Consider the following 10,301-nt stretch of genomic DNA (forward strand, 5'->3'; position numbering starts at 1 on the left):
GCACCGCCCGGCGGCCCGCCGCCCTCCGGGAATCCACAGGGCGGCGGGAACCGCCCGAGGACGGCGGCCGATCGGCTAACATCGCCCGCACCACCGGCACTCGAACGAGGGAAGGCGCCCCCGACTCATGGCGGAGACGGAACCTCCCAGCAGCCCCGCCGCACCGTCGCCCGCATCCCCGTCCCGCGCCACCGCCCACGCCGCCGCCGAGTTGCGTGTGGAGATCGACGACTCCGGGCGCAGCGCGGGAGTGGAGCCGGAGGAGGAGAACGGCGGCGTACAGGAGCCCTTCGATCCCGAGCGCATCGAGGTGCAGACCCGCAACCCGACCGTCTCACTGCTGCTCAACCGGCTGGAGCGCGGAACGATAGACCTGACCCCGGACTTCCAGCGCGCCGCGGGCATCTGGAAGCCGGTGGTGCAGAGCCGTCTCATCGAGTCGCTGCTCCTGCGCATCACCCTGCCCGCGATCTACGCGGCCGAGGAGGGCGACGACTCCTGGGTGGTGGTGGACGGCGTGCAGCGGCTCTCCACCATCGCGCGGTTCGTCAAGCCGGAACTGCTGGGCGAGCCTCCGCTGCGGCTGTCGGGGCTGGAGTATCTGACCCAGTTCAACGGCTGCACCTTCCACGACCTGCCGGGGCGGATGAAGACGCGCATCGAGGAGACGGAGCTGATCGTGCTGCTCATCCGGCACGGCACGCCGGAGGCGGTGAAGTTCAACATCTTCGCCCGCATCAACACCGCCGGTGCCCCGCTGTCCCGGCAGGAGCTGCGGCACGCCCTGATTCCCGGCCGGGCCCGGGACTTCCTCAAGGAACTCGCCTCCAGCCCGGCGTTCCTGGACGCCACCGGGCACAGCGTGTCCCCGGCCCGGATGGCCGACCGCGAGATGTGCCTGCGGTTCGTCGCCTTTCTCCTCACCCCGCCGAACCAGTACACGGGCCAGGACTTCGACGGCTTCCTGCGCAACGCCATGCACCGGATCAACGGGCTCTCCGATCCGGAGCTCGGGCGTGTGCGCGGGTACTTCCGCAAGGGAATGGCCGCCGGCCGCCTTGTCTTCGGGGAGTGGGCCTTCCGCAAGCTCCTGGACAGTGACCGCCGGCCGCCGATCAACAAGGCGCTCTTCGAGGCGGAGGCCGTCAACCTCGCCCTGCTTTCCCGCGAAGAGATCGAGGAGCTGGATCGCAGGGACGACATGCTTTTCGCGGAGTTCGAGGCTCTGATGGACGACACCATCTTCTACGACGCCATCTCCGCCGGCACCGGGGACGCGGACAAGGTGAACTACCGTTTCCAGTCGGTCAAGGATGCTTTCTGGACGGTGCTGAATGCTTGAACAGATCGGGCTGACCAACTTCAAGGCGTTCGCCCGGCAGGAGTTGCCCCTCGCTCCCTTCACTCTGCTGACCGGACTGAACTCGTCGGGCAAGAGCACGGTGTTACAGGCGCTCTCCCTCCTGCGGCAGTCCTTCGACAGTGGGGAACTGGGCCACGGGCTGCTGCTGAACGAGGAACTGGTGCAACTCGGGACCGGGCGGGATGTCCGGCACGAGGCGTACCAGGAGGACGATCCGCACATCACGCTGGCCGTGCGCGGTGACGGCTGCGCCGTGTCATGGACGGCGGCCTACGAACCCGAGGCGGACCACCTGCCGCTGGTGGGTCCGGCCGGGGACCCCGGCCGCCTGCCGACTCTCTTCGGGCCGGGCTTCCAGTATCTGCGGGCCGACCGGATAGCGCCGGAGGTCAGCTACCCACGCTCCCACCACGCCGTTGTCACCCGGGAGTTCCTGGGCCCGCACGGCGAGCACACGGTCAACTTCCTGCGGGCGCACCAGGAGCGACATGTGGCGATGGACGGGCTGGTCCATCCCGGAGAGTCGTCGCGGAAGCTGCTGGACCAGACGGCGGCCTGGCTGCGCAAGCTCTGTCCGGGTGTGCAGGTGGACGCCGAGGGCATCGCCGGCACGGACACCGTACGGCTGTCGTACACCTTCGGGTCCGGGGCGTCGGCCTCCAATCCGCACCGGCCGACCAATGTCGGCTTCGGCCTGACCTACGCGCTGCCCGTCGTGGTGGCCTGCCTGTCGGCCCGGCCGGGCAGCCTGGTTCTGCTGGAGAACCCGGAGGCGCATCTGCACCCCCGGGGGCAGACCTGGCTGGCCTATCTGGCCTGTGCGGCGGCGGCCGGCGGGGCCCAGATCGTCATGGAGACGCACAGCGATCACGTGCTCAACGGCATGCGGCTGTGTGTCAAGGAGCGCCGCATCCCGGGCGCCTCCACCGCCGTGCACTACTTCCGCCGCGACGGCATGGTGACCGAGGTGCTGTCACCGGCCGTGGGTGACGACGGGATGCTGTCCGACTGGCCGGAGGGGTTTTTCGACGAGTGGGAGAACGCCCTGGACCAGCTTCTGGACTGACGGCCCCGGGGCGGGCCGGGCACACACCGGATCATTCACCGAGGGAACGAAGGTGCCGCTGTCACTCTTCCTGAACGAGCTGTCCTGCGGATCGGAGGCCGGTCCGCGAGAGGTGGACCAGGCCATGGACGGATTCATCGGGACGTTACGCCACATCAAGAAGGAGTGGCAGCAGGACATCACGCTCGTCACTCAGAGCCCCCTGAACAAGGCCGAGCTGGCCCAGGGTTATGTCTACCAGCAGTGGCGCAACCACAGCCCGCGCAACCGCGAGCAGCACCGGTATCTGCTGGCGCTGCGCAACAAGCACCCGGTGCGCGAAGTGCTGCCCACGACGCACGATCCGGCGGCGGTGGAGTACCGCCACCGGGGCCGCCTGGTGGAGGGCATCGCCGCCGCCCACCTCACCAACGGCATGGCCATCAGCCTGCCGGTCGAGCGGGAGTGGGGATGCTGCTGGGTGGAGCTGGAGATCCTGTGTCTCGCCGAGGACGAACTGGAGGAGTCGCGGGAGCCGGTGCGGCACTGCTCGTGCCCGGCCGAGGCCGACGAGCACCAGGCATGGGGCAGGGCACCGGTGCCGACCACCGCCCAGCGGGCGGCGGCCCTGGGGTACGCCCGCAGAATCCCGCCCCAGCGGGTCCCGTTCGATTCCCACGGACAGGACGCCTACTCCAACGGCAAGGAGTACATCACTCCCGACGTGGACGGCCACAACGTGACGGATGGCTGGAAGAGGTTCGACCGATCCGGAGCGCGGACCGGCACCTATGACGCAAGCCTCCGCTACGTCAAGGAATAGGCGGGAGCAGTCGGTTCGTCACTGACCGATTGCTCTCCGTCATGCCGCCTCGTTAGAATCGCGGCCCGCAACGGATGTAGCCGTCAAGCAGGTCTGAGGGGTGGGGGACGTGGGACGGGCATCTGACTGGTCGCCGTTGGACATGGACCAGGACCCGACACCGGGGGACCCGTCCCGTATCGAGCAGTTGGGCAACAAGTTCACCACCTTCGCCGACGACGTCTACGACGCCCTGCAGAAGGTCCGCACCCTCGGCGAGGACGGCACCCTGGCGGCGTTTGTGGGGGAGTCGGCGGATTCCTACCGGGACAAGTTCGACAAGGTCCCGCCCAACCTGGAGAAACTCCACACCTCCTACGACCTGGCCGGCCAGGCGCTGCTCACCTACGCGCCGAAGCTGGAGGACGCGCAGCGGGACGCCGACCAGGCGCTGACGGATGCCGAGGACGCGCGGGCGGAGCTGTCCACGGCGCAGTCCTGGCTGGAACGCGCCACCTCCACCCTCGACGACGCCGAGGACGCCGCCGAACCCCCCGACGAGGAAGAGGTCTCCGCCGAGGTCCGCCGCGCCCTGTCCGACGCCCAGCTCGACGCCGGCAACGCCCAGACCGCCGTCGACGACGCCCGCGAGAAGCTCAACGCCGCCATCGCCCTGGCCCAGCAGGCCAAGGAAGCCCGCGAGGAAGCCGCCGAACGCTGCAAACGCGACCTGGAGGAAGCCTCCGACGCGGGCATGCAGAACAAGAAGTGGTGGCAGAAGGCCGTCGACTGGGTCGTCGACAACTGGGACACCATCGTCAACGTCTGCAAGATCATCGTCGCCGTCGTCGGCATCATCGCCATGATCGTCGGCGGCCCCCTCGCCCTGCTCGTCCTCGCCGCCGCCCTCATCGTCCTCGCCGACACCTTGATCAAATACGCCAACGGCGAGGCATCGCTCTGGGACGTCGCTTTTGCGGCACTTGACTGCATTCCGGGCATGAAAGGCCTGACCACCGCCGCCGGACTGCTCAAGGGAGTCAAGTCGGGCCTGAAGGGCCTCAAGGCCGGCGCCAAGGGGCTGGGACGGACGTTGCGCCGTCATGGTCGGCCCGACGTGAGCAAGGTGTGCAAGACGGACCCGGTGGACATGGCCACCGGGGAAATGCTCACCTCCGCCACGGATTTCGCGCTCCCCTCCGTCATGCGCCTCGAAATGGAACGCCACCACCTGTCGGGCTATCGGCACGGCCGATGGTTCGGGCCTTCCTGGGCGTCCGTGCTGGACCAGCATCTGCGTCTCGCGGATGACGGCGTCCAGTACTTCGCCGCCGACGGGATGATCCTCGACTTCCCTGTCCCGGGGATCGGCCTTGAGCAGTCGGTGGTGGCCGTGGAGGGGCCACGGTGGGACCTGGCGTGGGACGGCGAGCCTCACGGCCTCATGACGGTGCACCGTACCGACGACGGACGCACCCTCCACTTCCGCGCCGCACCAGGGCAGCCGGACTCCGTGCTGCCCTTGGTGGCCATGACCGACCGGAACGGAAACCGGGTCGATGTGCTGTACGACGAACGCGGGGAGCCGCGTGAGGTCGTGCACTCCGGAGGCTACCGGTTGGGGGTGTCCGTCGACGACGGCAGGATCACCGAGTTCCGGCTGCTCAGTGACCCGGAGCAGCGCGTCCTCGTCAGCTACGGCTACGACGCCCAGGGCAATCTGGCGAAGATCTACAACTCCTCCGGCCTGCCGTACACCTTCACCTACGACGACGAGCACCGGATCGTCGCCTGGGAGGACCGCAACGGTCACTGGTACCGCTACGCCTACGACGAGGCAGGCCGGTGCACAGGCACGGAGGGCGCAGGGGGATACCTAGCCAGCAGCATCGTGTACGACCCGGACCGGTACCGGACCCATTTCACCGATGCCCTGGGCAACACCACCACGTACCAGTTCAACGACGCCTACCAGCTGGTCGCCGAAACCGACCCCCTCGGCAACACCATCCGGCGGGAGTGGGACCGGTACGACCGTCTTCTGTCGGTCACCGACCCAGGGGGCCATCGCACCCGCTACGGCTATGACGAGCACGGCCGGGTGTCCCGGATCACCCGGCCGGATGGGCGCGACATGACGGTCCGCTACAACCAGCAGGGCCTGCCCGTGCTGATCACCGAGGCCGATGGCACCACATGGCGGCAGGAATACGACGACGCCGGGAACCGGACCGCGGTCATTGACCCCCTCGGAGCGGCCACCCGTTTCGAGTACGGCGCCTTCGGACACCTTGTCGCGATGGTGGACGAGCTGGGTGGCAGGACGACCCTGGAGTGCAACGCGGCGGGGCTGCCCACCGTGGTGGTGGACCCCACCGGCAGCCGCACCGAATACCGCCACGACCCCCTCGGCCGTGTCATCGAGGCCACCGATCCCCTCGGCGCCGTGACCCGCATGCAGTGGACCCTGGAAGGGCTGCCCCTGCTCCGCGTCGGTCCCCAGGGCGAAACACAGCAGTGGTCGTGGGACGCGGAGGGGAACTGCCTGAGCATCACCGATCCGGCCGGCGGCGTCGTCCGGTTCGAGCCGGGCCCGTTCGGACTCCTGCTGTCGCGGACGGCTCCGGACGGTGCCCGCCTGTACCTGACCCACGACGCGGAGCTGCAGGTCACCTCGGTGACCGGGCCGCACGGCCTGACCTGGACCTATCGCTACGACGCCGTCGGCAACGTCATCCAGGAGGAGGATTTCGACGGCGCTGAGCAGTCGTACGCCTACGACCCCGTCGGCCGCCCGCTGCGCAGGGTCACCCGGGCGGGCAGCACGGTGTCCTTCCGCTACAACTCGCTCGGTCTCATGACCGAGAAGGATGTGGACGGCAGTCGCACCCGCTTCGACTACGACCCCGCTGGCCGGATGCTCCGTGCCTCGGGTCCGGATTCCGCCATCGCGGTCGAACGCGACCCGGTGGGGCGTACCGTACGGCAGACCGTGGACGGCCGCACCGCGGTCTTCGGCTACGACGCGGCAGGACAACTGCGCGAGCGCATCACCCCGAGCGGCCTCACCAGTGCCTGGGACTATGACGCCGCCGGCCTGCCCACGGTGCTGCGTTCCGCCGGGCGTGCCCTCACCTGGGAATACGACCGTGCGGGCCGGGAAGTGACCCGCGGAATCGGTCCCGATCTCCGGCTCCGGCACTCCTGGGACGCATCCGGCCGGCTCAGCGGCCAGGCTCTGGTGTCGGCCGGCACCGTGCTCGAGCAGCGGCACTACGCCTACCGCGCCGATCGGCATGTGGTCGGCCTCCACAACGCCGAGGGACTGACCGAGTTCACACTCGACCCTGCGGGACGGGTACTCCGTGCCATGGGCGGTGGCCACGACGAGTCCTATGCCTATGACCTGGCGGGTGGTGTCACCGCAGCGCGGTGGCAGTCCGGCGGCGGGGAACCCGATGCGGCCGGCACCCGCCAGTACGTCGGCACGCGCGTCATGCGGGCGGGGCGTACCCGCTACGAGTACGACACGGCGGGCAGGATCGTACGGCGGGAACGGAAGTGCCTGTCGGGCAAGTCGCTCACCTGGCGGTACAACTGGGATGCCGAGGACCGCCTGATTGCGGTCACCACTCCCCAGGGCTCGCGCTGGCGATACCGCTACGACCCGCTGGGACGCCGCATCGCCAAGGAGCACCTGTCCGACACCGGTGCCCTGCTGCGCAAGGTCGACTTCTCCTGGCACGGCACGCAGTTGATCGAGCAAGTCTCCGTGGAGCCCGGGAACGACAAGGTCACCACCATCACCTGGGATTACCTTCACCAGCACCCGGTCGCCCAGACCACCCGGCACACCACGGCGGACGGTTCCGGGGGGACCGGAGGCGAGACGCTCCGGTTCCACTCCGTCATCACCGACTTCGTGGGCACCCCGACGGAACTGGTCGACGAGTCCGGGCACATCGACTGGCGCGCACGGACCACGGTCTGGGGCGTGCCGGCCACTGATGAGTACGACCACGCGATGCCGCTTCGCTTCCCCGGTCAGTACGCCGATCCGGAAACCGGCTGGAACTACAACTACTACCGCCACTACGACCCGGAAACGGCGCGGTACGTTTCCCCCGACCCCCTGGGGATGCACCCCCACCCGAATCACTACGGGTATGTGGACAATCCCTTCCTGGCGATCGATCCGCTGGGTCTCGAATGCAAGAAGATCACGAACGCCAAGAAGGTTCTGCAACAGACGATTGACCGGGCAGGGGAAGGAAAACGCCGGCTCCACTCGAACTACCACGGCCATCTGTCGGAGGCGCGGGAGCTGGAAATTCTCCGGAACCCGGACGCCGCCTATCTCTCCACCGGCACCAGCCAGCGCATCATCGTCCGGGGCGGAGACGACATCGTGGTGATGGAGAGTGCGGGTGCCAGAAAGGGACAGATCATCACCAGCTACGGCCCGTCCGGCCCGCGGAACGAGAGTGGTGCGGCGGCTCTGGGAGGCAAACCCGAGGACCCGGGGCTCCCCGTGACCCATGACAACATCGTGAACGGCACCATCCCGACGCCCGGGGGCAGCAGCATTCCTCCCGCCGTACCGTTCTTCCCGTAGAAAGAGTCCGAAGTGGAACTGCAACTGACGGACAGAGTGCCGGTGGACACTTCGGCCCCGCCCCTTCCCCACCCGCCGCGACTCTCGCTGAACGGCGGCTTCCTGATGACGGGCGGCTATGCAAAGCCATCGGAGCGGGAACAGGCGTACGCCGTGACGCGAGGCAGCCAGGACTGGCTGTGGACAGGGGACGACGAGATCCGCTTCCAGCACCCTTCGGGGGACCTGCACAGCCTGTTCCTGCACGTGCCCCCGCTCACCGACACGGCCGCAGGCGTGTGCGCATCCTGGCCCGAAACCCGGATCATCACCGGCGGGCTCCGGCTGAGCCCCGCCCGGAATTTCGAACTGCCGGCCACCCAGGGGTGCTGGTCAAGCCCGGACGGCGGTGCCCTCGCCGCTCACTACGGCAGTGGTGGCCCGGCGCGGGGCGAACGCGTCCGCCTTCGCATCGCTCCCTGCCTCGATCTCGTCTTCGTGGGCGGCCTGCTGAGCGGCTGGCTCCTCGAACGGCCCGAGCGGTTCCTGGTCACGGACTGGGAGCCGCATGACGAGAGCCCACCCGATCCCGTGCTCGCCGGACTGCTGCGTGCATTCCTTCCCTACCTGGCGGAGCCGCTGATCGACCGCATCACGGACGACGCCGATCCCGGGCTGCTGGCCGAACTCCGTGCGCTGGAGACCCGCACCCAGGCGCTCGGCTCTTCCGCAGGCCGCGCTCCCGTCCTCGCCGCAGCGATCCGGAAACTGATCGAGGACTGGTACTGATCAGCCCATGACTCGTGCCGGCACGCAGCCCAGCAGGGCGACACGGCGTTATTCATCCTCCGACCGGCTTCCGGCCCGCTCCGGGCGACTTCTGACGACGATGCCGCCGCGGCACGCCGGGCAGTAACCTGACCGTCGTGACGAATAGCATGACTCTGCGTGCCCGCACGCTCGCTGTCGCCCTGGCCGCGGCGGCCCTGCTCGCGGGAGGCTGCTCCTCCGCCGGTGACGAGGAGTCGGGTGACGACGAGATCGCGGGTGCCGAGCCCGCTACCCCTGCCGAGAACGATGCCACGGCTGAGGATCAGGAGGGAGAGGGGACGGCAGAGGCGGACACCGCTGCTCTGGAACAGCTCTACCAGGACTACTGGGCGGCATTGATCGCCCTGGAGAACGGCGAGGATCTCGACCCGGCCCTGTTCGAGGGGATTGCCACGCCAGGCGTGGCGGAGGAACAGATCTCGCGGGTGCAGCCCATGAAGGACGACGGCATCCGGCGGGTGGGCGAACCGGTCATCGACGAGATCACCGTGGAACTCGCCCCCGACGGCTCCGCGCGGATCCAGTCCTGTGTCGACCCCGAGGGCTGGACGGCAGTGCGGAACGGCGAGGAGGTGCCCATCCAGTCCGCGGGCCGCTCCCCCCGGGTGGTGCTCGCCGAACGCGCCTCCGGCACCTGGCTGATCAGTGAGGAACGGCCCTCCGAGGAGGCGACGATCACATGCTGAGGGGGATGGTGTGATGTCGGAGCGGCGGAGGTGGGCGGCGGGCGGCGTGGCGGCGGTGCTGACCGCCGCTCTGCTGGCCGTGGGCGGGCAGCAACAGGCCGCCGCCGAATCCTGCGACGACGACGAAAAGATCCTGGTGGACCTGGGCGGCGGCAATGTCGAGTATCAGTGCCCCATCACCGACCCCGGGACGGATGGTTCCAGCGGCAGTGAAGGCCCCGGCGGCGACGGCGGCGCGGAAACCGGCGGCGGCCCGTCCTGCGACCTGTCCGCCGTGGAGAACAAGGGCCGCCAGGACGCCTCCACCTCCCGCTTCTGCGAGGGCGACAACGCCTGTTTCATCAACTTCCCCTCCAGCGTCTACCCCGACCCCGAGGACTGGCCCCCGGGACAGCCCACCGAGGACTCCGTCTACACCTACAAGGCCTGCTACGCCCCGGACGGCACCCGGGTCTCCGGCGACTGGGGCTGGTTCGTCCCGGACACCCCCTCACTCGGCACACTGGCCCGGCAGGCATACGGGCAGCTCCAGCTGCCCTCCTTCACCCTGGCGTTCAGTCCGCCGGGCAGGACGGTCGTACTCATTGAAACCTGGTGGTGGGCGGAGGGGCCGTCGAACGAGCCGGTCCCCGGCACTCCGGCCGCCAGCGTGGTGGCCATCGCCGAGCCCGACCGCCTGGAAGTCGATCCCGGCGACGGCACCGGGCCGTTCACCTGCCCCTTCATCACGGCCGAGGCGGACGACTGCACCCACGTCTACCGGCGGGCGTCCACGGAGGGCACGGCCGAGGCCGCGGACGGCTCCGCCGCTTATCCGGCCCGCGCCCGGCTCGTCTACGACGTGCGGTTCGAGAACAACGGCGGGCCGCTGGACCTGCCCGGCCTGCCGGAGAGCATCGAGACGGAGTGGGTGGAGACACCGGTCCCGGTCACCGAGGTCCAGGCGGTCGTGACCGACTGACCGGCTGCCGGACGGCACC

Annotated in this window: 7 protein-coding genes; all 7 read left to right on the forward strand. The window is 69.1% G+C overall.

Annotation, left to right across the window (positions count from 1 at the left end):
* The first annotated feature begins 127 nt into the window (after window positions 1–127).
* The 7 genes from BM242_RS25015 (at window position 128) to BM242_RS25045 (ending at window position 10,282) form a co-directional block, all read left to right on the forward strand.
* Complete coding sequence (locus BM242_RS25015) at window positions 128–1,342, forward strand: DUF262 domain-containing protein (protein WP_093841205.1); 1,215 nt, start codon at window positions 128–130, stop codon at window positions 1,340–1,342.
* Entirely contained in the window at window positions 1,335–2,429 is a 1,095-nt protein-coding gene (locus tag BM242_RS25020) for an AAA family ATPase (RefSeq protein WP_093841206.1), read from the forward strand. The genes BM242_RS25015 and BM242_RS25020 overlap by 8 nt, the downstream gene beginning before the upstream one ends.
* A 52-nt stretch (window positions 2,430–2,481) precedes the next feature.
* Window positions 2,482–3,231 (forward strand): toxin C-terminal domain-containing protein, encoded by a 750-nt coding sequence (locus tag BM242_RS25025; RefSeq protein ID WP_093841207.1) that lies wholly within the window; start codon window positions 2,482–2,484, stop codon window positions 3,229–3,231.
* 109 nt (window positions 3,232–3,340) lie between these two features.
* A complete protein-coding gene (locus tag BM242_RS25030) occupies window positions 3,341–7,825 on the forward strand; it encodes a DUF6531 domain-containing protein (RefSeq protein ID WP_139238439.1) in 4,485 nt (1,494 codons plus the stop codon).
* 42 nt (window positions 7,826–7,867) lie between these two features.
* Complete coding sequence (locus tag BM242_RS25035) at window positions 7,868–8,593, forward strand: hypothetical protein (RefSeq protein WP_175541569.1); 726 nt, start codon at window positions 7,868–7,870, stop codon at window positions 8,591–8,593.
* A gap of 137 nt (window positions 8,594–8,730) precedes the next feature.
* Window positions 8,731–9,321 (forward strand): hypothetical protein, encoded by a 591-nt coding sequence (locus BM242_RS25040; RefSeq protein WP_139238441.1) that lies wholly within the window; start codon window positions 8,731–8,733, stop codon window positions 9,319–9,321.
* Window positions 9,322–9,334: 13 nt separating this feature from the next.
* Window positions 9,335–10,282, forward strand: a complete 948-nt coding sequence (locus tag BM242_RS25045; protein WP_093841211.1) for a hypothetical protein — start codon at window positions 9,335–9,337, stop codon at window positions 10,280–10,282.
* Window positions 10,283–10,301: the final 19 nt, after the last annotated feature.

It is taken from the genome of Streptomyces aidingensis (assembly GCF_900112355.1).
In the GTDB taxonomy this organism is placed as follows: Bacteria; Actinomycetota; Actinomycetes; order Streptomycetales; family Streptomycetaceae; genus Streptomyces; species Streptomyces aidingensis.